We start from the raw sequence: 24,843 nt of genomic DNA, 5'->3' as shown, positions 1-24,843 counted from the left end.
ACTTTGCAAGATGCCGTTGCGAAACAAGGCCTTGTATCCTTTGGCCCGGTCGCGCAAAAATAATCCCTCCCGCGACAGGATGGTTCTCAATGGTTTGGCGATTCGGCATTTTTATTCTTGGACTGTTGCTGGCCGCGCCGGTCGGAGCGGCGGACTCCGCGTCGATCCTGCTGTACCATCGTTTCGCCGAGACGGCCCATCCGAGCACCAGCGTCCGCCTGGAGCAACTGGAAGCCCATATCCAGGTTCTTCGGGACGAAGGCGCCCGGGTGATGCCGCTGCCCGAGATCATCGCGGCCTTCGAGAGCGAGACGCCCCTGCCGGACCGGGCGGTGGCAATCACGGTCGATGACGCCTTTCTGTCGGCCTATCGGGTGGCCTGGCCCCGGTGGCGGGCGGCAGGATTAACTTTTACCCTGTTCGTCGCCACCCAATCGGTGGACCTTGGCCTGCCCGATTACATGACCTGGGATCAGATCCGTGAGTTGCGCGACGCCGGGGTGACCATCGGCAGCCAGACTGCCCGACACCCCCATTTGCCCGCAATTTCAGATGCCGCCCTGGCCGAAGAATTGGCCCATTCCAATCGTCGCTTCGTGGAAGAACTGGGCCAACCCCCGGCGCTCATCGCCTATCCCTACGGCGAGGCCGGATTGCGGGAATGGCAGGCCGCCCGGGCCGCTGGCTTCCAAGCCGGTTTCGGCCAGCATTCGGGCGTTGCCCACGGAACCGAGGATCGCTTTTATCTGCCGCGCTTCGCCCTTAATGAACAATTTGGCGATGCGGACCGAGTGCGTCTGGTTTCCGCCGCGCGGCCGCTGGCGGTGAAGGACTGGTCGCCGACCGACCCGGTGCTGCACGGCCCCAATCCGCCGCCCATCGGCTTCACCGTCTCCGACCCGCCGCAAAATCTGTCAGCCCTGGCCTGCTATTCGTCCCATGCGGATGACTTGAAAATCAGTATCCTGGGACAATCCCGGGTGGAAATCCGCACCGCCACGGCGCTGCCCCGAGGTCGCACCCGGCTGAGCTGCACCTTGCCTACCGCCAACGGGCGTTGGCGCTGGGTCGGACGGCAGATTTTGGTGCCCTAATTTTAGGATCAGTCGTCCGGCATCAGCATGGCGGTGATCATTGGTCCGCGCAGCCGGGCATCATCGAGACCGCGCAGGTCATTGGTGTTGATGATCAGGCGCAGGGTGTCGACGTAATCCTCGCCGCGCTCCGAATACCTGTACAACGTGCCCGCCAGATCATAACCATCAAGGGGCGCATCCTGCCGCCGCAGACCGGCCCGTTTCTGACGGAAATCCGCATAAGCCTTGTGGGTGTTCAGGTTGTGCACATAGGCCGCCACACTGTCGATCAAATGATCGAAGATCTTGACCCGGTGGGCCTTGTCGTCCTCCCGCTCCCGGGGCACCAACCCCCGATCCTCGTCGGTCGTCCATTGGCCGAACAGGGCGTTGCCGTCGCGGGCGAAGCGCGAGGTGCCCCAGCCACTTTCCACCGCCGCCTGGGCCAGGGCCAGGGAGGGCGGGACCACATCGAGACGGCGCAGCAGGCGGCTCGGATTATCCTCGGGCAAGCCGTATTTTTCGGCAATGGTGGTCAGCCACAGACGCTCCAGGGCCGGAACGTGGCGGCCTTCCTCTTGCATCGCGATGATCTGTTCGACCCGCGTCCGGTCGGCCAGAACGCGGTCGTTGACCGCCAGCACCAGGGGCAGCACGCTGGTCAGGAAGAGCGTCTTGCGCGCATCGGTCTCGGCCATCTTGGCCATGTCCCGGGGGATCGACGGCAGAAGCAGGCGCGGCACCCCGACACCGCCGGATTTGACGGCGTCCAGGGAATAGCCGATGCGGGCGAAGGTGCCTTCGAGCAGTCGCACGCTGGGGCGGACGATGCCTTCCTTGAATCCGGCATATCCGGCTTCGGGGCTCAGCTCACTGAATTCGCTGACCAGGATTTCCGACCGGGTGCGCTCGGACAGATCAAGGATGGCGCGTGGGGCGCTGGTCATGCCTTCGGGCGGTGAGACCACTATGGCGGCGCTCACACCGATCAGGCACAAGAAAATAAAGGTGACGGAGATGCGTTCAAACCAGGAAAATTTATGCGTCATGGCTCTTTTCATGGGACCGCCCTCGCGGGTCGGTTCCTCTGGTTACACCGGTGGTCCGTAACATTTGAACAGCCTTTTATTAAAATCCCGTCAACGGGGCCAGCCCAAACTGGTGCCACGCGAGCGGAACGGTTGTCCGCTGTTGCACAAAAACACACCCCCGGACCAAAGGACCGGGGATGAAATTTCAAAGGCCTGGACGGGCCGTCAAAATGACGGGTTACGCAGCCGAATCAATTGACGGCGCGCACCTCGACCACTTCCGGCACATAATATTTCAGCATGTTTTCAATGCCATGCTTGAGGGTGGCCGTCGAACTTGGACAGCCGGCACAGGACCCTTGCATATGCAGATAAACGATGCCATCGGAGAACGATTCGAAAACGATATCGCCGCCGTCAGCGGCCACCGCCGGGCGCACCCGGGTTTCGAGCAGTTCCTTGATCTTGCTGACCAGGGCATCATCCTCGGCGCCCTCGGCATCGGCCGGTCCGCCGGTCATCACCGGCTGTTCGGCGGTGAAGTGATCCATGATCGCGCCCAGCACCACCGGCTTCATCTTGCTCCAATCGCCCTCGGTGCCCTTGGTCACGGTGATGAAATCACCGCCCAGGAAGACCCCGGCGACCCCGTCCAGTTCGAACAGCCGCTCGGCCAGCGGCGACTTGCCCACCGCATCGGACGATTTGGGAAAGTTGGCGCTGCCGCGGCCCAGCACGGGGCGCCCGGGCAGGAATTTCAGGGTGGCGGGATTGGGGGTGGCTTCGGTCTGAATGAACATGGCTGATCCTCGAAGGTCGACTATCCGGGTTGGTCGATACATGGGGCATCGGTCGGGTGAAATCAAGCATTCAGACTATTTGAGCAAGATATTGGCGATTTCCCGCAACTGGGTCCGGGCGCGCAGCAGATAGAATCCCTGGGCCGCGATATGGCTAGGGATCATCTGGGAATCCGGAGCGCCGTTGAGCACCACCAGCGGCTGGAGGGTCGCCGCATCGCCCAGGGAATCCAGCATCTCGCTCCACGGACCGGCCAATTCCTTTTCCGCCAGGATGTTGGCGTAGTCCTTTTCCAGTTCGCGCAGCAAAAGGTAATAGGCATAGAGTCGCCCCTTGTTGCGGTAGAAAATATCGTCCACCTGGAAATCCATGAAAAAGCCGCCGCCGTCGTCCAGATGCTGGTCGATGGTCGCCGAGGCCGAGCCCAGGTCGGCGGCAATGCGCTCCAGGGTGACTTGCAGGTTATCGGCTCGCCGCTCGAACACCGCATTGCCCGCCGCCAGCCGTCCATTATAGGCATGCAGTGCCCGCCTTGCTGACCGGTACTGGGCCTCGGAAGCTGCCGTCGGAGCGAGCGAGGTAGACAGGTCGAACCACCAGACATCGCCCGGGTATTTGAGCAATCCGGCGGCCTTGTCCAGATCCGCATCGACCTGCGAAGAGCCCCGCATACGGCCGATATGATCGCTCATTTCGATAGCGAATCTACTCAGGGCATAGATGATTCCGGTTTGAAAATGAGGCATGTTATCCAAGGCCGCGCCGGGCAGAAAGAACGGATCGTTGGCGGTCCAGCGGTGGTCGTCGGTTTCCCGGGCAATCAGCGCCTCGGCAATGGCCACCGCATGGCTGCCCCCTTGCGGTGTCTCGACGGCCTGCAAGTCCAAATCATCATCGACCGTATGAATGATCAGCATGCCCAGCGGATAATAGAGCAGCAGCGCCGCCAATATCCCCCAGCCGATGCGCCGCGCCCCGCCTTTGAATTCGATGCGGGGGATCTCAAACTTGGACAGGCGCGCGACCATGAGGCCTCCTTAAGTGATGCTTCCTAAAGAGGTAAGCCGGTTTGCCGTTCGTGCCAGGGCAGAGTGTTCGAATTAAACGGATTTAGTTCCGCAAAAACCCAACCACGTCATAAACTTCCCGCAAGATCGGTTCGGTGATGGCCCGTGCCCGGGCGCCGCCGTCGGCCAGGATGGCATCCAGCGCGGCGGTGTCGGCCATCAGGCGTTTCATCTCATCACCGATGGGGCCGAGCCTGGCCACCGCCAGATCGGCCAGCGCCTGTTTGAACTCGGAGAACGGCTTGCCGCCGTACTGGGCCAGCACCGCCTCCAGGTCTGAATCGTCCAGCGCGGCGTAAATGCCCATCAGGTTGGCGGCTTCCGGACGCCCCTCGAACCCGGCCTTGCTCTCGGGCAGGGGCTCCGGATCGGTCTTGGCCTTGCGGATTTTCTTGGCGATGGTGTCGGCATCGTCGGTCATGGCGATGCGGGACAAATCCGACGGATCGGACTTGCTCATTTTCTTGGCCCCGTCGCGCAACGACATGACCCGGGTGGCCGTGCCGAAAATCTGCGGCTCGGGCAGGGGGAACAGATCGACCCCGAAGTCATTGTTGAACTTGGCGGCGATGTCGCGGGTCAGTTCCAGATGCTGCTTCTGATCCTCGCCCACCGGCACATGGGTCGCCTTGTAGGCCAGAATGTCGGCCGCCATCAGGTTGGGATAGGCATACAGCCCGACCGAGGCGTTTTCCTTGTTCTTGCCCGCCTTTTCCTTGAACTGGGTCATTCGGTTGAGCCAACCCAAGCGGGCGACGCAATTGAAAATCCAGGCCAATTCAGCGTGCGATGGATTGCGGCTTTGATTGAAGATGATGTTTTCCTTGGGATCAATGCCCGAGGCGATCATCGCCGCCGCCACCTCGCGGGTCGAGGTGCGCAGGGCTTCCGGGTCCTGAAACACGGTGATGGCATGCATGTCGACCACACAGAAAATGCAGTCGAAATCGTCCTGCAGGCGCACCCAGTTGCGGATGGCGCCTAGATAGTTGCCCAGATGCAGATTGCCGGTGGGCTGTACGCCCGAAAAAATGCGGTTCATGGCTCGAAGATCCCCTGTTTCCATCCGGGTATGGACCCCGGAACCGCGCGGTTTATGGCTGTTTATGCCCGGCGGGTCAAGCTCTTGAGGTCGGACGGACGGGCCGCCCCGGTGATCACGGCGAGCAGCCCGAAGCTCACCAGCCCCGCCCCGATCAGGGCCGCCAGGGCCGCGGCGCGGTGCCCTTCCCCGCCGTCCAGCCAGGGGGCCAGGGGCTGTTGCAGATACCACAGCGCCGCCCCCATGCCCGCACAGGCCAACAGGGTCCGGGGCAGTCGGCCGAGGAAGCGTCGGTCCAGTGACAAATGTCCCCGCCGGGCCAATATGATGGCCAGCAGAACGGTATTCAGCCAGGCCGAAATGACCGTCGCCATGGCCAGCCCCACATGCAGAAACGGTCCCATCAGGATCAGGTTGAACACCACATTGGCGATCATTGACACGGCGGCGATCTTCATCGGCGTCGCGGTGTCGCCGCGGGCAAAAAAGCCCGGCGTCAGGGTCTTGTTGAGCACATAGGCGGGCAGACCGAAGGCATAGGCCATCAGGGCCATTGCCGTGGCCTGGGCCGCCGCCGGATCGAACGCCCCGCGCTGGAACAGGGTCTGCACCACCGCCTCCGGCAGCATGGCGAAGGCGACGGCGGCGGGCAGGGTCAGCAGCAGGGTGAATTCCAGCGCCCGGTTCTGGCTGTTGTGCGCGCCCGTATCGTCTCCGGCCCGCAGTTGCCGGGCCAACATGGGCAATAGCGCCGTGCCCACGGCAACACCGATCACCCCGAGCGGCAACTGGGTCATGCGGTCGGCGAAAAATAGGTAGGAGATGGAGCCTTCGGGGAGCAGCGAGGCGATGATCATATCAACCACCAGATTGACCTGATAGATCCCCGCCCCGATGGCTCCGGGAATCACCCGGCGGACCAGCAAGCGCACGTCGGCGTTCCATACCGGACGCATTAGCCGGGGCCAGAATCCGGCCCGACCGGCCTGCCACAGCAACCAGACGAATTGCACCACACCGGCCACGGCGACGCCCCAGGCCAGGGCATGACCGGGGGTCGGCAGAAACGGTGTGGCGGCCAGGATGGCGGTAATCAGACAGACATTGAGCAGAATCGGCGTCGCCGCTGCGGCAGCAAAACGCAACAGCGAATTGAGCACCCCGCCAAGCAGCGCCACCAGGGAGATGAACAACAAATAGGGAAAGGTGATGCGGGTCAGGGTGACGGTCAGGGCGAACTTTTCCGGTTCGTCCACGAAGCCCGGCACCACCACCCGCATGACCCAAGGCATTGTGATTTCGAGCACCAGCACCAGCACCAGCAAGGCCCAAAGCAACAGGGCGAAGGTCTCGCGGGCGAAGCGTTTGGCCGAATCCTCGCCCTCGGCCTCCAGCTTGCCAGCGAACAGCGGAATGAAGGCGGCGTTGAAGGCCCCCTCGGCAAACAGGCGACGGAACAGATTGGGCAGTTTGAAGGCAATGAAAAAAGCGTCGGCCACCATCCCCGCGCCAAGCACCGCCGCCACCAGAATATCGCGGGCAAACCCCAGCAACCGGCTCATCATGGTGAAACCGCTGATGGTGGTGAAGGCCTTGAGCAGGTTCATGGGGCAAACCTCAGTCCAGCTCGGCTGGCGGCGCGATGGCTTGCAGCAGCTTGCGGCGAATGCGCTCCAGCCGCTCCTCCTCCCACACCTTCAATCCGAACAGATCCTTGACGTAGAACACATCGACCGCCCGTTCGCCGTAGGTGGAAATATGGGCCCGCCCGATTTGCAGGTTCAACGCGGTCAGGGTGGCGGTCACATCGTACAGGAACCCGGTGCGGTCGCGCCCGTTGATCTCGATCACCGTGTGGTCGGTGCTCGCCTTGTTGTCCATCAGCACCCGTGGCGTCACCTTGAACACACTGGTCCGGCTGGGCATGGCGCGGGCGCGCTGTTCCTGTAGTTCCTTAGCCAGATAGATCCGGCCTTCCAGAACCTCCTGCAGCCGCTTGTAGACCCGCTGCAATTCGCGCTCCCCATTCAACGGGCCACCCTCGATGTCGGTGATCTGGAAGGTGTCCAGGGCCATACCGTCGGTCAGGGTATAGATCTTGGCCGCCATGACCGACGCCCCGGCCAGGGCGAGAGCCCCGGCAATCTGCGAGAACAATCCCGGATGATCGGAGGTATAGACGATGATTTCGGTCGCCCCGCGCAAGGCCTCCACCCGGGTCTCGATATGCAGCTTCAGGTTCTGCGCCCGGGCCTTGCGGATCAACTCGGCATGATGGATCTTGGTCTCCAGATCGACCCCCAGCCAATAGTTGGCGTAGCCCAGGGCGATGAAGGCCTCCACCTCCTCGGGCGGCCAGTCGGCCAGTTCGTGGCGCAATTGCTGTTGCGCCTGATAGACCCGCTCCTCGCGCTGCTTGGCCGGAATGCCCCCCGACATGGACTCCAGGGCATTGTAATAGAGCGTACTGAGCAGCCCGGCCTTCCAGTGATTCCAGACATTCGGTCCGACCGCCCGGATATCGGCGGCCGTCAACACCAGCAACATACGCAATCGTTCCGGAGACTGGATCAGATCCACCAGATCGCCGACGGTTTTGGGGTCGTTGACATCGCGCTTGAAGGCGGTGCGACTGAGCACCAGGTGATTTTCGATCAACCAGGCCACCGATTCCGTTTCCTCCTCGGTCAGGCCGAAACGCGGACAAATCTTGCGCGCCACCTCGGCCCCGAGCAGACAATGATCGCCGCCCCGCCCCTTGGCGATATCGTGCAGCAGCAACGCCATGTACAAGGCCCGGCGGGAATGAATTTCCTCGATCACCACCGAAGTGGTCCGATGCTCCTCGCTCAGTTTGCCGTTCTCGATGCGCCACAGAATGCCGATGGCGCGGATGGTATGCTCATCGACTGTGTACACATGGTACATATCGTACTGCATTTGGGCGACAACCCGGCCAAAATCGGGCACGAAACGGCCGAACAGCCCGGACTCGTTCATCCGCCTGAAGGGGATTTCAGGATTCTTCGATGACGTCAGGATGTCCATAAACACCTGATTGGCCACCGGATCGTTGCGCACCTCCGGGGTGATGCGTTTGAGGTTCAGGGTCACCTTGCGCAGGGCGTTGGGGTGAATGTCCGTTTCCAACTCCTGGGCGTTGTGGAACAGCCGCAGCAGGTTCACCGGATCGCGCCGGAACAGGTCGTCCTGATCAAGCGACAGCCGGGTGCCATCGAGCTTGAAGCCCTCCGGCACGCGCTTGAACAGATTCATGCTCGGCAACCTGAACATCTGCCGCTTCTTGCGTTGCTTGTCCTCCAGCACGGCACAGATGATGCGGGTCAGATCGCCCACTTCCTTGGTCGTCAGCAGGTAGTGTTTCATGAACCGTTCGACGCCGCTGGCTCCGGCATGGGCGCGGTAGCCCATGCGCTTGCCGATGCCGGTCTGCACGTCGAAGGTCAGGCGCTCCTCGGGCCGGTTGACCATGTAATGCAGGTGGCAGCGCACCGTCCACAGAAAGCGGAAGGCCTTGCCGAAGGTCCGCACATCGGCCTTGGTCAGGATCTGCCGCTTGTGCAGGGCCTCGAAATCCTCGATGCCGTAGAGGTATTTGACCAGCCAAATGAGGGTCTGCAAATCGCGCAGGCCGCCCTTGCCGTCCTTGAGATTGGGTTCGACCACAAAGCGGGTATCGCCCATCCGTTCGTGGCGGGCATCGCGCTCGGCCAGCTTGGATTCGACGAAATCGGTGCCGCTTCCGGCGATGACCTCGGCCTCGAAACGGTCCTTGAACTGTTTGAACAGTTTCTGGTCGCCCCACAGGTCTCGGGCATCCAGCAAGGCCGTGCGGATGGTCAGGTCGGTTTTGGCCAGCTTGATGCAGTCGTTGATCGAGCGCGTCGCATGGCCCACCTTCAGCCCCAGATCCCACAGCATGTAGAGCATATATTCGACCACCTGCTCGCCGTGCGGAGTCTGCTTGTAGGGCAACAGAAACAGCAGATCCACGTCCGACTGCGGGGCCAGTTCGCCGCGCCCGTATCCTCCGACGGCGGCCACCGCCAGTTGTTCGCCCTTGGTCGGATTGTGCACCTTGTAGACGTGACGCAACGTAAAATCGAAGATGGTCCGCACCATCTGGTCCATCAGATAGGCATTGGCATGGATCAACTCCAGCCCGTCGATGTCCCGTGCCTCGAACCGCTGGCGAAGCTTCCCCTGGCCCTGGGTCAGTTCCTGTTTCAACCGGGCCAGCACCTCGCGTCGCTTGGGCGTGCTGTAGCCGTCGGCGACCAGACGATCCAGATCGGCCACCAGGGCCTTGCGATGTATGACGTCTCGGGGGCGGGCAATGCGCAACATGAAAGGAGGAGTCCGGTTCGTAACAGGGGGGCGGGAGTCGCCGCCTATAATACATGGGTCGGCGCGCCGGGAAAGCCCGGGGAATGACAGAGGCGCCATGCAAATCAAGCATTTTCTATAATAAGATAAAACACCTATTTATATGTTGACATTCCTTTTCTGTGAGGCTATGGTCTCTGCAACGACCGCCCTTCCCGCGTCTGCTCTCAATCCATAGCACACAGCCCACTAGGGTATATATGAGCCTGGAGAGCCCAGACGCCGGGGGCGCCGTTGTTTAGAACATATCACGAATATAATCCGCCGCCCCTTTCGGGCGGTTTTTTCATGAAAGGAGGCCCGTTATGGGTTCCATGCAATCGACCACGCCGTCGTTATCCGACGATATGAAAGCCCCCAACCTGGATGCCAGTGCGCATCCGCCGACTCCGGCGTTCGATCCCCCGATCCCGGCTCCTCAGCCCAGTCGCCTGGACAGCGGAATAGACCTGTTCGCGCCCGCGTCCCGGCGCGCCACCATCGATCCGCCGGAGATCAAGGACTTTGTCTCGCCCCCGAAAGCCGTGTCGCGCCAAACCGATACCCTCGATGCGTCCCAGAGCGCGAACGACCGCTGGGCCGAGCAGCGGCTCCGGCAAATGGAAAAGGCCAAGACCACCAAGACCACCTTGCCCCCGGTCGGCAACGAGGACGACTACAAGCACGACTTCGCCCAGCATCCGGTCACCCCGCAGCCCGAGGCGGACCGGATCATCGCCTGCAAGGACCCGCTCGATTGGTCCTGCACCGACAACGGCAAGGTGATGACCTCGCCCGGCTATTTCCAGGATGGCCATCCGAAAAACAAGGTGGTCCGCCCGCCGGTCGATCAATGGCACCGCAACACCTTCAAAGGCGAGATCGACCTCTCCGGCGGCCAATCCGCCACCGCCACCGCCGACAACCACCCGGACTCCCGGCGGGAGGTGGACAAAATCATCAACAGCGGTGCCGGGGCCCGACCGGCAGCCACTGCGGTGACCGAGACCGCGCCCCCGTCCAAACCCGTGCCGCCTCAACCTGCGCCAGAGGTTTACGACGATTCCCATCCGCCGACCTTCATCGACGGAGTTCGTGCGCAAACGGGTCATGACGTGAAACCGGCGGTCCATCGTCCGGGGGTCGGTCCGGCCCCGAAGGTGCAGGCCGTTGGTGCTCAGTCCAGCTCCGGTCCTCTCGACCTACCCGGCGAACCCTGGAACAGGGTCCAACAGCGCGGGGACGCCGATACCCAACAAACCGAGCAACGCCATCAGATGCTTGAGCAATCCCGGCAGGCCTATCGGGACGCCGCCCCGGACATCGCCGCCCGAGAGCGGGCCAAGGCCGAAGCCCCCTATGATTGGGAGGGCAACCTGAAATCCACGCTCACCGAGGCCGGTGTCCCGGAACCGGTCGCGGACCTGGGGGTCGTCATGATCTCCGTCACCCCGGTCGGCACGGCGCTTGACCTGGGTCAGGGGGCGGCCAACGCCACCCGCGCTTTCGCCCGGGGCGATATGGAGCAGGGCCTGAGCCAACTGGCGCAAATGGGCCTGGACACGGTGAGGATCGGCAAGGTTCGCAAGGTCTTGGAGGCGGGTGGCGACAAGGCGGTCAAAGCCCTGGCCAAGGCCATGCCCGACATTAACGCCGCCTGGATGGCCAAGGAATTGGCCCAACAGGGATTGGCCGGACCGGTGGTCAAGGAGGCCATCGCCCGGGGCTTGAAAAACAACCTGAACCCGGCCGAGGCGCTGACCTATGGCGTGTTCTCGGCCCATGCCAAAAACAGCCTGAACATCGCCACCGAGGCGGTGCTCGGCAAGGGCAAGACGCTGGCGAAAACGGTGCTGAGAGAGGGGCAACAAAGCCGTCTCAGAGAATTGATGGCCGACAATCTGAGCCAGTCCGGGGCCGCCTACCTGACCGATGTGCGGAAGGAGGTGCAGGAGAGGATGGTTCAAAAAGTGATGGATGAGCTTTTTGGTAAAGGACAATCCGAAGAAAAAAAATAAATAATCAAGGCCAACATCCATCTGGCACTTCAACCAACATGGCAGGCAGAGGTTCAATTTCTGCCTGCCATGTTATAGATTTTTCCTCTGCTTTAATAATTTTATTCAAAAAATATTGATTATCTGCATCTCTGTATTCCTGCATTTTCTGGATCGCATGTTTGTTTTTTAATCTTTCCGCAATAATGATTCTTGTCAGTCCCTCAATCGTATCCCCAAACGGGCTCAATACCTCGGCGTATCCGGTGGCAAACAGCCCCTGGTCCTGTCCTTGGCGCGCCGCCCGTTCGGCCCAATCCAAGGCCTCGAAATCAATCCCAGGTTTTTCCCGCAGAAACAAATGCAGTGCGGCCTGCGCATTGGCATAGCCATTCTCCGCCGCCACGCGATACAGGCATTCCGCCTTTTCCAGGTCCTTTGGTGTGCCGTGCCCCCGTTTAACCATATACCCCAGGGCATAGGCCGCCCGGCGCATGATATCGCCGTCCGCCGTCTGTTGGGCTGCCTTCTTGTACCAGACGATGGCCGTTTCGAAGTCCTGGTCGAGGCCGTGACCGAAGCGGTACAGATAGCCCAGCCAATACTGCGCTTGTGGGTCCCCTGCCTCAGCCAGCGGCTGCCATGTCGCTCGGGCCGTCGCATAATCCTCGGCCTCATAGGCCCGCATCCCCGCCGCAAAATCCGCAAGGGCGACCGGGGCCAGGAGTAAAGTAACGAAAAGGAGTCCAATAACACGCATGAGGGGAGTATACGGATTGCTTCCCTAAGAGTCTTCTGTGGTTGCCGCCGTTGATGCAAGAAGAAACTGATTGTGTAGGCAAGTGATCGAGTGCGGTCTTCTGTAAGGCCTTTGAATGCGGCACTTCCGAAAGCCGCCGGCCGGTATGGTGATCCGCGGATCGGGTCCAAATCTGACTCGCGAGCTTGTCGGCTCTGGACTCTAAACTGGTTTTCCCGATCCGGATCTGTTCGATCCTGTTGCCCATTCCAATCGTTGCCTTCTCACACCTCCCCGTGCTCCAACGTCAGGCCGTCGTGGCCAGCGCCGGATCCCGGAAATCCTCGTGTTTCGTCAACATGGCCCAGATGGTCCGCGCCATTTTGCTGGCCAGGGCGATGGCCACGAGCATCCTCGGCTTGCGCGCCACCATCCGCGCCAGCCAGGAGCCGTTTGGGATCGTCCGCCTTCCCAGCCAATTGAGGCGCGACATCGCCCCGACAATCAAAAGCCTACGGATGTCGGACTGTCCCGCCTTGGAGACGCGCCCCAGTCGCGCCTTTCCGCCCGAAGAGAACTGGCGCGGCACAAGGCCGAGCCAGGCGGCGAAGTCGCGACCGTTTCGGAAATGCTCCATCGGCGGCGCAAAGGCCTCGATGGCCAGGGCGGTCAGCGGACCGATCCCGGGCATGGTCTGCAATCGCCGAGACCTGTCGCTCCTCGCCGACACGGCCTTGATCTTCGCGTTCTTGTCCCCGATCCGCGTCGTCAAGGCGGTGATCTGGTCCAAAAGCTCACGGCATTCCTCGCGCACCAAACCGGGAATGTCCTCGGGCCAGTGTTCCAGGATGACCTCAATCCGTATGAGTTGGTGACGTCCTTGCGGAATGGCCCGGCCATATTCGTAGAGAACCGCCCGAAGCGCATTGATCAACTCGGTGCGTTGACGAACAAGTCGGTCCCGACCGCGAAACAGCACCGCCTTCGCCTGCTGCTCGACCGTCTTCGGTTCGACAAAACGCATCTCCGGGCGTTGCGCCGCGACCACGATCGCCTCGGCGTCCGCCACGTCGTTCTTTTGCCGCTTCACGAACGGTTTGACGTACTGCGGTGCGATCAGCTTCACCTCGTGCCCCAATCGGATCATCTCCCGAGCCCAGTGGTTCGCCCCGCCGCAAGCCTCCATCACCACAATGGCCGGTGACTGGGCGGCCATGAATTCCGGAAACTTCCGACGCGACAGCTTCTTGCGGAACAGCACCTCTCCCGTCATCAACGCTCCGTGGACCTGAAACACGTTCTTTGCCAAATCTACCCCGATCATAGTAGCCTTCGTCATGGTTGCCGTCCTTTCCTTCTTGTGGCTCTAGACACCACATCTTGGCACACTGCGATGCCGTTCGGGGAAGGCGGCAACCACTCCATCTGACTCGAAATGAACCGATGGAAATCAAGCCCTTGCGATCCTTCGGCGCAACTGGGGCAAAAGTCCGGGCGGCGGCGGCCGACGGACTCACAATTGGTTGAATCGGCCACTGTTTCATGATTCTGTGGGGCATGGTCAAGCCACGCCCAGATATTGATGCGTTTTCACCGTTGGTGCTCAAGCCGCTGGCTCTGGGGCTGCTGGAAGAGAATGCCCGGCTGTCGTCGGAGAATGCGGCGTTGCGCGAGGAGATCGCGCGCTTGAAAGGACTGAAGGGCAAGCCGGACATCAAGCCACCATCGACGCCGTCCGGGATGGACAAGGCGACGGACAAGCGGTCGCGGCGAGAGAAGCGGCGGCGCGGGCCGAAGGCGCCGTCGGCGCCGGTCGAGGAGCGGATCGTCGTCGCCACCGCCATTCCGCCGGGGTCGCGGTTCAAGGGCTACGAAGACTTCACCATCCAGGACCTGAAGATCGAGCCGCGGGTCGTGCGCTATCGCCGCGAGCGCTGGCTGACGCCGGACGGGCGCACGGTGCTGGCGCCGCTGCCGGCCGGGATCGGCGACCACTTCGGCCCCGAGATCAAGCGCTTCATCCTCGCCCAATACCACCAGGGTCAGACCACGGTGCCGCGCCTGGTCGAGTTGTTGCGGATGCTCGGTGTGGACATCTCCAAGCGGCAGGTGGTGCGCATCCTGACCGATGCCAACGACGCCTTCGTCGCCGAGGCCCGCGACGTACTGCGGGCGGGGCTCACGCACGGCGGCTGGATCTCGGTGGACGACACCGGCGCCCGTCACCAGGGCAAGAACGGCGTCTGCACCCAGATCGGCAACGACGCCTTCACCTTCTTCGCCACCACCGGATCGAAGAGCCGGGCCAACTTCCTCGGCCTGCTGCGTGCCGGCCACGGCGACTATGTCCTCAACGACCAGGCTTTCGCCTACATGCGCCATCGTCGCCTTGCCGGTTCGGTCATCGCCACCCTGGCGGGGCACCCGGTGCGCCGCTTCGCCGACCACGCCGCGTGGCAGGCCCACCTCGGTGCGCTGGGCATCGCTGCCCTCAAGGTCCATCCCGCCCCGGTGACGATCGCCACCGAGGGTGCCTTGTGGGGCGCCGTCACTGCCCACGGCTTCCTCGACGGCACTGTGATCGTCTCCGACGATGCCGGCCAGTTCAATGTCGGCGAGCACGCCCTATGCTGGGTCCACGCCGAGCGGCTGGTCCACAAGCTCGACACCTTCACCGAGGCGGCCCGCGCCGCCAAGGAGAAGGTTCGTGGCCTGATCTGGTGGTTCTACGCCGACCTCAAAGCCTACCGCGCCGCCCCGGCCCCGCGCCGCAAGGCCGAACTGAAGACCCGTTTCGACCGCCTCTTCCGACGGCGCACCGGCTTCGCCACGCTGGACCGCCTGCTCGCTCGCCTTCACGCCAACAAGACCGAACTGCTGCGCGTCCTCGACCGGCCGGAAATCCCGCTCCACACCAACGGATCGGAAAACGACATCCGCTGCCAAGTCATCCGCCGCAAGGTCAGCGGCACCACCCGCAGCGACCCCGGACGTGACTGCCGCGACGCCTTCCTCGGCCTCGCCAAGACCTGCCGCAAACTCGGTATTTCGTTCTGGGACTTCCTCGGAACCCGCCTCGGCGCGGCCGTCGCTACGCCGGTGCCGCACCTCCCGGAATTGGTTGCTGCCCGCTGCGAAGCCTGACCGCCCGGACTTTTGCCCCAGTTACCCTTCGGCTGAGAAGCTGGATGCTGGCGATGAGCAGCCAGGCCTCGGCGCTTTCGACGGTTTCCTCGAAGTCCTTGGCAAGACGACGGTTGCGCCCGAACCATGCGAAGGTCCTCTCCACGACCCAGCGGCGAGGCAGAAGAACGAAGCCTTTGGCCGCGTCCGAGCGTTTGACGATCTCCAGAGTCCAGGTGCCGAGTTTGGCCAGCGCGTCGGCGAGCTTCGGACCAGCATAGCCGCCATCGGCGAACACATGGCGCAACCAGGGGAACGCCGAGCGGATCGAGGCCAGTACGGCCGGGGCACCGTCGCGGTCCTGGATGTCGGCGGCGTGGACCACGGCGCCGACCAGCAACCCACCGGTGTCGATGATGATGTGGCGCTTCCGCCCCTTGATCTTCTTGCCCGCATCAAAGCCCCGGATGCCGCCGCTTTCCGTGGTCTTCACGGATTGGCTGTCGATTACGCCAGCGGAAGGACTGGCCTCGCGTCCTGCCGCTTCGCGCGCCGTCATGAGAAGCCTGTGGTTCATGGTGCGCAATGTCCCGTCGGAACGCCAAGCATAGAAGTATCGCTGGATCGTGCTGCGCGGGGGAAACTCCCTCGGCAGCATTCGCCACTGGCAACCCGTGCGCGCCATGTAGAGGATCGCATTCAACACCTCACGCAAATTCGTCATTCGGCGACGCCCCAGCTTCTTTGCCGGAGGCAACAGCGGCATGATCACGCACCATTCCTCATCCGTCAGATCGCTTGCGTATCGCAAACCCGAACGGTCATATTGAGGTCGAGTGATTTCAGTCCACATGTTGTGCCTCCTCATTTGCTTCATCACAAACGAGAGAATCACAACACACTGAAATCACTCAACTCTTTTCGGGCCAGACACTAGAGCGGGATGAAGCCGGAGTGAATCGAAAGGGGATTCCCAAAGTCTCGCAATTCTGATTCAACATACTGGCTGGAAAAGGAGGCCAGTATGGATGACGAAACCCTATTCGAACGATCTCCGCGAGCGTGTGGTCGCCGCCGTTGAGGAAGGCGGCCTCTCTCGGCACCAGGCCGCGGCGCGGTTTGCCGTTGGTGTCAGTTCGGTCATCCGCTGGGTGACCCGTTTCCGCGAGACGGGCAGTGTTGCGCCCGACAAGATGGGAGGGAACCGGCCGAAGACAATCCGAGGAGAACACCGTGATTGGCTTATCCAGCGGTGCAAGGAGAAGGACTTCACGTTGCGTGGGTTGGTGGCGGAACTGGCCGAGCGCAAGGTGATGGTCGACTACCGCAGCGTCTGGGAATTCGTGCATGCCGAAAAACTGAGTTTCAAAAAAAAGCGTCCTTCCCAGGGAACAGGATCGGCCCGACGTGGCGCGTAAGCGTGAACAGTGGAAGGCGTATCAGGACCGGGTGGCCATTGATCGCCTAGTCTTCATCGACGAAACCTGGACCAAGACCAACATGGCGCCGCTCCGGGGATGGGCGCCGGTCGGCCAAAGGCTCGACGCCAAGGTGCCGTATGGCCACTGGAAAACCATGACCTTCCTCGCCGCGCTCCGCCACGACCGCATTGAGGCGCCCTGGGTTCTCGACGGGCCGATCAATGGCGAACGCTTCCGGGTCTATGTCGAGAAGGTGCTCATCCCCACCCTCAAGCCCGGCGATATCGTGGTCATGGACAATCTCGGCAGCCACAAGGGCGAAGCCATCCGCCGCCTCATCCGAGGCGCGGGTGCCAAGCTGTTCTTCCTGCCGAAATACTCCCCCGACCTGAACCCCATCGAGCAGGTCTTTGCCAAACTCAAGCATCTGCTGCGCAAGGAGGCCGCGCGCACCGTCGATGCGCTCTGCGAGGCCATCGGAAGGCTACTCGATGCCTTCCCGCCGCAGGAATGCGCCAACCTCGTCAGAAACGCCGGATATGGACCAACCTAAATTCATCCCGCTCTAAGAACAAGACCGACTGGCGACCAACCCACCATCATCGCCTTTGCAAGGGGAAACAACTGGCCGGACGTACCTATCCCGATCTCATCGGCTCGGCGGGTTTTCAGTTTCGCACCCACAGCTTGACCGCAAGGATCAGCAACAGTACCGGCAGGCCCATCAGAGCAGTGCCGATGAAAAACCATTCATAGCCCAGGGCATCGACCATCATCCCCGAATAACCGGCGATGACCTTGGGCAGCAGCAGCATCAAGGAGCTGAACAGGGCGTATTGGGTCGCCGTGTGCCCGGCACTGGTCAGGCCTGAGAGGTAGGCGACGAAGGCTGCCGAGGCGATGCCGCCGCTGAGATTATCGGCCGCGATCACCCCCATCAGCATCGGCAACACCGGCCCGGTGACCGCCAGCAGGGCAAACAGGGCATTGGTCACCACCACCAGCACCGCCCCGATGAACAGTGCCTTCAATACCCCGAACCGATAGGCCAGCAGGCCGCCCGCGAAGCCGCCGAGCAGGGTCATCACCAAGCCGAAGCCCTTGCTCACCCGGCCGATGGTTTGTTTGTCGAACCCCAGATCCACATAAAACACATTGGCCATCACCCCCATCACCACATCCGAAATGCGATAGAAGGCAATCAGCGCCAGCACCAGCAGGGTCGTCCGTCCGAAACGGGCAAAAAAGTCGGCGAACGGGTCCACATAGGCCTCGCGCACCATGTCTTGCGGAGCCAAACCGCTGGACATCAATAGTCGAGCGGTGAGCAGCGCCACCGCCACCGCCAGGACCAGCCGCCCGGCCTCGACCAGAAAGCCGCTCAGGTCGGGGACCATGCCGGGCAATGTGGCTAGGCTTAGTTTCGCCGCTTCGGCACCGTCGGCGGTGAGCAAAAACATCACCACAAAGGCCGCCACCGACAGTCCGAACAGGGCCATGAAGCGCAGGTAATGGCTCATCGGGCGATCCATGGAGAACCGACCGGCCCGTGGGTCAGGCTCGGGGATTAGCAAGGTGGTGATCAACCCGATACCCATCGCCGCCGCCATGCTCAGATAGGTCCAGAACCACGGGGAATGCTGATAGCTTCCCGGATCGGGATCGAGGCTCCCGGCGATTTCCAGCGCCCCCGCCCCGGCCAAAATCATGCCGATGCGATATCCGGCGATATAGGCCGCCGACAGGCTGGCTTGCAGCTCTTCTTCCGCCGCCTCGATGCGATAGGCGTCGATGACGATATCCTGAGTCGCCGAGGAAAAACCCAACAACACCGCATAGACGGCGGCCAGGGTCAGATTCACCGCCGGATCGTTGAAGGCCTGCAACAGCAAGGCGGCGATGATGGCGCATTGGGCCACCAGCAGCCAGGAACGCCGTCGCCCGAACAAACGATGCAGCAGCGGCAACGGCAGATGATCGACCAGCGGTGCCCAGATGAACTTGAAACCATAGCCGAGTGCCGCCCAGCTGAAAAATCCCACCGCCGCCCGTTCGACCCCGGCCTCGCGCAGCCAGACCGACAGGGTGGCAAACACCAATAAAATGGGAATTCCGGCGGAAAAGCCCAGCAGCAGCAGACGCAGCACCCGCACGTCCCGATAGACGGCCAGGGATTCGATCCAGCCGCGCACCAAACCCTAATCCTCCCCGGCGGCGAATACGGCCAGCACATTGGCCGTCCAGATCTGCGGCGGGCGGGTCAGCAATCGGGACAGCAGCCCATGCAGCAGCGCCTCGGTCCAACGCCGCGAGCGGCTGCCCTGCACCTGGGCATGGCAGGTCACCTGGGGCAATCCGGCGGCCTGGCCCAATTGGGTCAGCGACGACGGCGTATAGGCAGCCCGGTGGGTCAGGTCGCCATATTGGTATTGTAGTCCCCAGGGTGACGACACGTTGGGCACCCGCACTACGATGCGTCCGCCGGGATGGAGCCGGGATTTCAGTCCGGCGAGCAGCTTTACGCCGTCGTCAGGGGTGAAATGCTCCAGCACATCGAACAGGGCGATGCGGTCGAAGCGGCGCTCGGTGGCCTCCAGAAAAGCCCAGATGTCGGCGACCTGGAAATGATCGGCCACTTCCGCCGGGATCACCGGGGCCAGCGCCGGATCATGATCCAGGCCGAGAAAATCCGAAATGCCTTTGGCCCGCAGATAAAGCAGGAACTGCCCGGCCCCGCAGCCCAGTTCGAGCACCGAATGGGTCGGCGCGACATGAGCCACCTGCCAGAATTCCCGGTCGAACTGGCGGATGTGCTTGGCTTTCAGACCGGGAGTCCGATAGCCCTTGAAATCCTCGTAGGTTTGATAGAAATCGGCCATGGAGTCACTCTAGCGGCGTTTTCTTAAGAAGACCTTCAAGCCGCGCCCAGACCGCCTCGGTTCCCACCGCCGCCACGCAGGGAAAGGAGTCCTTGTCTGTCGCCCGCTTGGGGCAGGCCCAGAAGCAGTGATAGCAGTCCATCTCCTGCCACAGGAAATGCACGTTCGGTGGAAGCACGTCCTCCGGATAGGGGATGAAACAGCCGAAATGACCGCCGCCGATAATGGCCACCGTGGGGGCCCCCAGGGCAATGGCCAGATGCATCGGGCCGGTATCGTTGCTGACCACGGCGCTGGCATGTCTCATCAAATCCAGCAGCCCCGGCAGGCTGGTTTTGCCGATCAGGTTATCGACCCCCTTCAAGGCGTCCAGCTCGCGCAGCCCCTCTTCCGGCGGCTGCTCCTTCGGACTTCCAACCACCGCCACCCGCCACCCGGCGGCGACGCAACGGCGGGCAATGTCCAGATAATTGTCGAACGGCCAGCGGCGGCCATATTCGTTGCTACCCGGATTGAGCAGCACATAGGGGCCTTCATAGGCATATTCCGGCGGCTCGGATTTCCAGGCGATAGACGGGGCCTCGGCAGGGATCTCGCGCCCGGCCAGCACCGAAAGAAAACGGAAATGTCGGTGAATTTCGTGAGTCGGATAAGGGCCGGTATCGATAATCCGGCTGGCCTGGCTGAGGTACCAATTATAGATCGAACGGGTCTTGTCGCTGATATGAGGCAACGAGGCGATATTTAGCGGCGCGCCGCTGATCCAGGCCAAGCTGTCGGCCATCAACGGACGCCGAAAATAAGAGTCATTGAGCACCACCGCCGGGTTGAGCCTGCGCACCCAGACGGCCGTCTTGAACCGATACCAAATGCTCTTGGCGAACCGATGCTCGTTGAGCACCACCACCCGATATCCGGCGAACACCCCATGCGCCACCCGCGCCCAACTGGTGCAACCGAGCACGGTGACCTGGTCCCGCTCGACGTTAAGCGCCGCTGCATAGTGATCCAACGCCCGACGGAACAGCACCATGTCGCCGATGCCGTCCATGCGCACCACCAGCACCCCGCGCCGAGTGCGAAAGTCCGGCCAATGCCGGGCCAGCCAATCGAAGGGTCGGAACAGCCACCAACGCCTGGGCATCCGCCCGGGCATCAGCCGCCAGAAAGGGTCTGTGGTGATATGACGGGTTGGCGGAGCCTCCGCTATCTGAATTTCAGAAGAGGACTCCACCGCCGTCAAGAGATCAGTTCTCCGCCGCCGACTGGCGGCTGGCCCGTTTGCGCACATGCGGGTCGAGATGGCGCTTACGCAGGCGGATGCTTTCCGGGGTGACCTCCACCAGCTCGTCGTCCTGGACATAGGCGATGGCCTGTTCCAGCGACATGCGGCGGGGCGGGGTCAGGCGGATCGCCTCGTCGGTGCCCGAAGCGCGCATGTTGGTCAACTGCTTGGCCTTCAAGGGATTGACTTCGAGATCGCCGGAGCGGGAGTGCTCGCCGATGATCATCCCCTCGTAGACCTTAACGCCGGAACCGATGAACAGCGGCCCGCGCCCTTCCAGATTGGCCAGGGCATAGGCCACCGATTGGCCGGTGGCGTTGGAGATCAGCACCCCGTTGCGACGACCGGGAATGGCTCCGGTATAGGGGATATAGTCATGGAACGCCCGGGCCATGATGCCGGTACCGCGGGTTTCGGTGAGAAACTCGCCATAATAGCCGATCATGCCGCGCGCCGGGACGTGGAAAACCAAACGCACCTTGCCGCCGCCGGAGGGACGCATTTCCTTCATCTGCCCCTTGCGCAGGGAGATGGCCTCGACGACGATGCCGGCGAATTCCTCGTCCACGTCGATGGTGACTTCTTCTTGTGGCTCCAGACGCTGGCCGTTTTCTTCCTTGTACAACACCTGCGGGCGGGAAATGGACAGTTCGAAGCCCTCGCGGCGCATGGTCTCGATGAGCACGCCCAATTGCAATTCACCCCGTCCGGCCACCTCGAAGGCATCCTTTTCCGCCGTCTCGGTGACCCGCAAGGCCACATTGCCCTCGGCCTCGGACATCAGCCGGTCGCCGATGACCCGCGACTGCACTTTTTTGCCCTCTTGTCCGGCGAACGGTGAATCGTTGACCGAAAACATCATGGCCAGGGTCGGCGGATCAATGGGCTGGGCAGGCAGCGGCGTCTCGACGGAGGCGTCGCACAGGGTATCGGCCACCGTGCTTTTGGTCAGACCGGCAATGGCGACGATATCGCCGGAGCGCGCTTCCTCGGTCGGTACCCGCTCCAGACCGCGAAAGGTCAGCAGCTTGCTCACCCGGCCCTGTTCCACCAGCTTGCCTTTGCGGTTGAGCACCTTGATCGCCATGTTGGGGCGGACGATCCCGGTCTCCACCCGTCCGGTGAGCACGCGGCCCAGATAGGGGTCGGCCTCCAAGGTGGTGGCGAGCATGGTGAAGGGGGCGTCTTCGTTCACATGGGGCGGCGGCACATGGGCCAGAATGGCCTCGAAGATCACGTTCATGTTGTCGGTCACGTCGTCCGGTTCCAGGGATGCCCAGCCGTTCTTGGCCGAGGCGAACACGGTCGGGAAATCCAACTGCGCCTCGTTGGCATCCAGCGCCGAGAACAGATCGAACACTTCGTCCTGGACCTCGAAAGCCCGCGATTCCGCCTTGTCCACCTTGTTGATGACGACGATCGGCTTGAGACCCAGTTTGAGCGCCTTGCCGGTCACGAACTTGGTCTGCGGCATGGCCCCCTCGGCGGCATCGACCAACAACAGAACCCCATCGACCATCGACAGGATACGTTCCACCTCGCCGCCGAAATCGGCGTGACCGGGGGTATCGACGATATTAATGCGGGTGCCTTTCCAATCCACCGAGGTGCATTTGGCGAGAATGGTGATGCCGCGCTCACGCTCCAGATCATTGGAGTCCATGGCCCGTTCGGCCACTTTTTGGTTGTCGCGGAAGGTGCCCGATTGGCGGAGCAGCACGTCCACCAGGGTGGTCTTGCCATGATCGACGTGGGCGATAATGGCGATATTACGCAGTTTCATGATGTGATCCCAATTGCCGGGCGACGAGGGCGCCCAGGGGCGTTTCCGGACGCGCCCCATAATGTGAAATGACTTCGGCGGAACAGATGCCGCCGATACGGGCGCAGCGGGCCAGATCGTCGCCGCGCGTGAAACCATAAAGGAACCCGGCCGCATAGGCGTCTCCGGCCCCGGTGGTATCGACCACCCGGTCCACCGCCTCGGCGTCCATGATATGCACCTCGCCCTGGCCCCAAACCACCGAGCCCCGCGCCCCCCGGGTGAGGGCGGCAATCTCCACATGGTCGGGCACCAGATGCATGGCTTCGTCGAAAGTCGCCACCTGGAACAGGCTCTTGATCTCATCCTCGTTGGCGAACAACAAATCCACGTGATGCTTGACCAGATCCAGGAACGATTCCCGGTGGCGGTCGACGCAGAAGGCATCGGACAGACTCAAGGCCACCTTGCGTCCGGCCTGATGGGCCGACAGGGCCGCCTTGACGAAGGCTTCCTTGGCCCGCGGTGGGTCCCACAGGTAGCCCTCCAGATAGGTCACCGCCGCGCGACCGACCAATTGCGGGTCGATATCTTCCGGCCCCAGATCGACACAGGCCCCGAGATAGGTCTGCATGGTGCGTTGGGCGTCCGGCGTAACGAAAATCAGGCAGCGGGCGGTCGGTGCCCCGTCAGTACCGGAAACGGTATCGTAATGAACGTCCAGGGCCTTCATGTCGTGACGAAACACTTCGCCCAATTGATCATCGTGCACCTTGCCGATATAGGCGGTCGTCGCCCCTAATGATGCCAGCCCCGCAACGGTATTGGCCGCCGACCCGCCAGAACATTCCACTCCCGGTCCCATCCTTGTATACAAAGCGTTCGCGCCGTTGGCGTCGATCAGAGTCATCGCGCCCTTGGCCAGATTCAGCTCGCTCAACAGGCTGTCTTCGGCCTGAGTCAGAACATCGACGATGGCATTGCCGATTCCCAGAACCTGGAAGTCGGGAGGGGGTGAGTCGGTCATTTAACGAAATCTCCAGTGGCCCGAGGCGGGCGCAGTATAGCGACCCGGAGCCCTGGGGCAAGGGGGGTCGGACAGGACCGACCGCGCGGACTCGGTAACGAGTTTCTTGCGTCCCGATGCGAGGCTCCTCCGTTGACGGACAATAAAACAACAATCGTAGTTTTCTGATTTTGTGAGAAATTCGGTTTTCGGACTCAATGTGCTGAAATCACAATATAATTTATAATCCCAGGGACTCCCCCCCAGATCTTGTGAGTCGGGGGCGTCCAGGAAAAGGAACCGCTGCTCGAAAAAAAACCGGTCTTCATGCTTTTTTATGATTTTTCCGCTGTAATCGTTGAAAAAAGGGGGGTCCGATGGCCTGTGAGGCCGGTTGGCGACGCAATTTCTGACTACATTCGCAGTTTCAGGACTCCCAACCCCTTGCGGGCTGCCTGCCCGGGCGCTAAACAGGGGCCTGTCGAACGGCTTCCCGGTGGTGCCGGGTATTTCAATTTTAGGGCTCCCCCAGGGGGAGCAGCGAGCAAAGAAATATGATCAAGGCTTTTTCCCTGGCCATCGGCCAGCTTTCCGACCCCGGTTTTCGCAATGTGTTGTGGAAGAGCATGGGTCTGGCCCTGGTGGTTTTCGTGCTGCTGTGGATGACCATCGGCTTCCTGCTCGGCAACACCGCCCTGTTCGACATCGGCTGGCTGGAATCCATCATCGACGTGCTGGGGGTCGCCGCCGTCGGTGTGCTGACCTGGTTCCTGTTCCCGGCGGTGATCAGCATCATCGTCGGCTTCTTTCTCGAAGAGGCGGCGGCGGCGGTGGACAAGCGCCACTATCCGCATTTGCCGCCCGCCCGTCAGCAGCCCATAAGCGAGCTTATCGTCACCACGGTGAAGTTTTTGGCCATTGCCGTGGTGCTCAATATTTTTCTGCTGTTTTTCCTGATTATTCCACCGCTCTATCCGATCGCTTTTTACCTGGTAAACGGCTATCTGTTCGGACGTGAATATTACGAGCTGGTAGCCCTGCGCCGTCTGGATGACTTCAATGCCCTGGGCATGCGCAGAGCCCACAAAACCCAACTGATGTTGATCGGCATGTTGATGGCTTTCACCTTCACCATTCCATTGGTCAATCTCGTCGCCCCGCTGATCGCCACCGCCGCCATGGTCCATCTGGTCGAGGCCTGGCGTCATCGCAGCGCATAATATCTCAG

The 24,843-nt window shown here is 61.9% G+C and carries 19 protein-coding genes; 5 read left to right on the top strand and 14 right to left on the bottom strand.

All coding sequences use genetic code 11. The features are described 5' to 3' along the window. Nucleotides 1–89: 89 nt before the first annotated feature. Nucleotides 90–1,094: a polysaccharide deacetylase family protein gene (locus ACYQ1P_RS06770; RefSeq protein WP_460019585.1), complete on the top strand. Its 1,005-nt coding sequence runs from the start codon at nucleotides 90–92 to the stop codon at nucleotides 1,092–1,094. An 8-nt stretch (nucleotides 1,095–1,102) separates the two neighbouring features. Here ACYQ1P_RS06770 and ACYQ1P_RS06765 read toward each other — a convergent pair whose 3' ends face one another. The 6 genes from ACYQ1P_RS06765 to ACYQ1P_RS06740 form a co-directional block, all read right to left on the bottom strand. Beyond that, the gene (locus ACYQ1P_RS06765) at nucleotides 1,103–2,125 is read right to left on the bottom strand and encodes a glucosaminidase domain-containing protein (RefSeq protein ID WP_460019584.1); all 1,023 of its coding nucleotides are present in this window, start codon (nucleotides 2,123–2,125) and stop codon (nucleotides 1,103–1,105) included. 233 nt (nucleotides 2,126–2,358) lie between these two features. After that, nucleotides 2,359–2,907, bottom strand: a complete 549-nt coding sequence (locus tag ACYQ1P_RS06760) for a NifU family protein (protein ID WP_460019583.1) — start codon at nucleotides 2,905–2,907, stop codon at nucleotides 2,359–2,361. Nucleotides 2,908–2,982: 75 nt separating this feature from the next. Next, the gene (locus tag ACYQ1P_RS06755; protein ID WP_460019582.1) at nucleotides 2,983–3,936 is read right to left on the bottom strand and encodes a DUF2333 family protein; all 954 of its coding nucleotides are present in this window, start codon (nucleotides 3,934–3,936) and stop codon (nucleotides 2,983–2,985) included. A gap of 82 nt (nucleotides 3,937–4,018) precedes the next feature. Next, nucleotides 4,019–5,017: a tryptophan--tRNA ligase gene (gene trpS, locus ACYQ1P_RS06750; protein WP_460019581.1), complete on the bottom strand. Its 999-nt coding sequence runs from the start codon at nucleotides 5,015–5,017 to the stop codon at nucleotides 4,019–4,021. Between the two features lie 62 nt (nucleotides 5,018–5,079). Next, on the bottom strand, nucleotides 5,080–6,624 hold the full coding sequence (gene murJ, locus ACYQ1P_RS06745; protein ID WP_460019580.1) for a murein biosynthesis integral membrane protein MurJ: 1,545 nt from the start codon (nucleotides 6,622–6,624) through the stop codon (nucleotides 5,080–5,082). A gap of 10 nt (nucleotides 6,625–6,634) precedes the next feature. Then, complete coding sequence (locus ACYQ1P_RS06740; RefSeq protein WP_460019579.1) at nucleotides 6,635–9,385, bottom strand: [protein-PII] uridylyltransferase; 2,751 nt, start codon at nucleotides 9,383–9,385, stop codon at nucleotides 6,635–6,637. A gap of 344 nt (nucleotides 9,386–9,729) precedes the next feature. Here ACYQ1P_RS06740 and ACYQ1P_RS06735 point away from each other — a divergent pair, with 344 nt between their 5' ends. After that, nucleotides 9,730–11,421 carry a hypothetical protein gene (locus ACYQ1P_RS06735; RefSeq protein WP_460019578.1) on the top strand — a complete coding sequence of 564 codons (1,692 nt, stop codon included), beginning with the start codon at nucleotides 9,730–9,732 and terminating at the stop codon, nucleotides 11,419–11,421. A gap of 4 nt (nucleotides 11,422–11,425) precedes the next feature. On the opposite strand, the gene ACYQ1P_RS06730 is transcribed toward ACYQ1P_RS06735, so the two are convergent. Further along, the gene (locus tag ACYQ1P_RS06730; protein WP_460019577.1) at nucleotides 11,426–12,160 is read right to left on the bottom strand and encodes a tetratricopeptide repeat protein; all 735 of its coding nucleotides are present in this window, start codon (nucleotides 12,158–12,160) and stop codon (nucleotides 11,426–11,428) included. A gap of 286 nt (nucleotides 12,161–12,446) precedes the next feature. Then, nucleotides 12,447–13,478, bottom strand: a complete 1,032-nt coding sequence (locus ACYQ1P_RS06725) for an IS110 family RNA-guided transposase (protein ID WP_460019576.1) — start codon at nucleotides 13,476–13,478, stop codon at nucleotides 12,447–12,449. A 203-nt stretch (nucleotides 13,479–13,681) separates the two neighbouring features. Here ACYQ1P_RS06725 and ACYQ1P_RS06720 point away from each other — a divergent pair, with 203 nt between their 5' ends. Further along, entirely contained in the window at nucleotides 13,682–15,283 is a 1,602-nt protein-coding gene (locus ACYQ1P_RS06720) for an IS66 family transposase (RefSeq protein WP_460018633.1), read from the top strand. Here the strand turns inward: ACYQ1P_RS06720 and ACYQ1P_RS06715 are convergent. Next, nucleotides 15,231–16,115: an IS5 family transposase gene (locus tag ACYQ1P_RS06715; protein ID WP_460019575.1), complete on the bottom strand. Its 885-nt coding sequence runs from the start codon at nucleotides 16,113–16,115 to the stop codon at nucleotides 15,231–15,233. The genes ACYQ1P_RS06720 and ACYQ1P_RS06715 overlap by 53 nt on opposite strands. Before the next feature lie 175 nt (nucleotides 16,116–16,290). Between ACYQ1P_RS06715 and ACYQ1P_RS06710 the strand changes: the two genes are divergently transcribed. Further along, nucleotides 16,291–17,236 (top strand): IS630 family transposase gene (locus ACYQ1P_RS06710; RefSeq protein WP_460018340.1). Its coding sequence is split into 2 segments (ribosomal slippage): nucleotides 16,291–16,629 and nucleotides 16,631–17,236, totalling 945 coding nucleotides; the frame shifts between segments, so codons are not numbered across the junction. Nucleotides 17,237–17,351: 115 nt separating this feature from the next. On the opposite strand, the gene ACYQ1P_RS06705 is transcribed toward ACYQ1P_RS06710, so the two are convergent. From ACYQ1P_RS06705 to ACYQ1P_RS06685, 5 genes are all read right to left on the bottom strand, one after another. Then, nucleotides 17,352–18,875 (bottom strand): AmpG family muropeptide MFS transporter, encoded by a 1,524-nt coding sequence (locus ACYQ1P_RS06705; RefSeq protein WP_460019574.1) that lies wholly within the window; start codon nucleotides 18,873–18,875, stop codon nucleotides 17,352–17,354. 6 nt (nucleotides 18,876–18,881) lie between these two features. Further along, nucleotides 18,882–19,562: a class I SAM-dependent methyltransferase gene (locus ACYQ1P_RS06700; RefSeq protein ID WP_460019573.1), complete on the bottom strand. Its 681-nt coding sequence runs from the start codon at nucleotides 19,560–19,562 to the stop codon at nucleotides 18,882–18,884. A 4-nt stretch (nucleotides 19,563–19,566) separates the two neighbouring features. Beyond that, complete coding sequence (locus ACYQ1P_RS06695) at nucleotides 19,567–20,706, bottom strand: glycosyltransferase family 9 protein (RefSeq protein WP_460019572.1); 1,140 nt, start codon at nucleotides 20,704–20,706, stop codon at nucleotides 19,567–19,569. Between the two features lie 103 nt (nucleotides 20,707–20,809). After that, on the bottom strand, nucleotides 20,810–22,630 hold the full coding sequence (typA, locus tag ACYQ1P_RS06690; protein WP_460019571.1) for a translational GTPase TypA: 1,821 nt from the start codon (nucleotides 22,628–22,630) through the stop codon (nucleotides 20,810–20,812). Continuing rightward, nucleotides 22,617–23,636 (bottom strand): adenosine kinase, encoded by a 1,020-nt coding sequence (locus tag ACYQ1P_RS06685; protein WP_460019570.1) that lies wholly within the window; start codon nucleotides 23,634–23,636, stop codon nucleotides 22,617–22,619. The genes typA and ACYQ1P_RS06685 overlap by 14 nt, the downstream gene beginning before the upstream one ends. Before the next feature lie 533 nt (nucleotides 23,637–24,169). On the opposite strand from ACYQ1P_RS06685, the gene ACYQ1P_RS06680 reads away from it, so the two are divergent. Continuing rightward, entirely contained in the window at nucleotides 24,170–24,835 is a 666-nt protein-coding gene (locus ACYQ1P_RS06680; RefSeq protein WP_460019569.1) for an EI24 domain-containing protein, read from the top strand. Nucleotides 24,836–24,843: the final 8 nt, after the last annotated feature.

This window comes from Magnetospira thiophila, from assembly GCF_054657015.1.
The sequence above is the reverse complement of the archived record's forward strand: the minus strand, read 5'-3'. Positions and strand labels throughout refer to the sequence as shown.